This window comes from Azospirillum formosense (genome assembly GCF_013340925.1).
Classification (GTDB): Bacteria; Pseudomonadota; Alphaproteobacteria; order Azospirillales; family Azospirillaceae; genus Azospirillum; species Azospirillum formosense.
The window spans coordinates 1-574 of the sequence record NZ_WHOR01000562.1; the positions used below are offsets into that span (position 1 = coordinate 1).

The following is a 574-nucleotide window of genomic DNA, read 5'->3' on the forward strand; positions in this document are numbered from 1 at the left end:
CGCTGGGCGCTCTGCGCCGGGTGGTGCAGGAGCGGCCCGAGGCGCTGCTGGTGAACGAGGGGGCCAACACGCTGGACCTGGCGCGCGGGATCATCGACATGCACCAGCCGCGCAAGCGCCTGGACGTCGGGACCTGGGGCGTGATGGGCATCGGCATGGGCTTCGCGGTGGCGGCGGCGGTGGAGTCGGGCAAGCCGGTCCTGGCGGTGGAGGGCGACAGCGCCTTCGGCTTCTCGGGCATGGAGGTGGAGACGATCTGCCGCTACAACCTGCCGGTGTGCATCGTGGTGTTCAACAACAACGGCATCTACAAGGGGACGGACGTGAACCCGACGGGCGGGTCGGACCCGTCGCCGATGGTCTTCGTTCCGGACTCGCGCTACGACAAGATGATGGAGGCCTTCGGCGGCGCGGGCGTCAACGTGACGACGCCGGACGAGCTGTACCGCGCGGTCAGCGCGGCGATGGACAGCGGCCGGCCGACGCTGATCAACGCGGTGATCGACCCCAACGCCGGGTCGGAGAGCGGCAACATCGGCAGCCTCAACCCCACCAGCGCCGTCCGCAAGGGTCC

Annotated in this window: 1 protein-coding gene; it reads left to right on the top strand. The window is 70.0% G+C overall.

All coding sequences use genetic code 11. The features are described from left to right. Window positions 1-574, top strand: a 574-nt coding sequence (locus GBZ26_RS29845) for a thiamine pyrophosphate-dependent enzyme (protein ID WP_247884967.1), incomplete at both ends; no start/stop codon positions are given.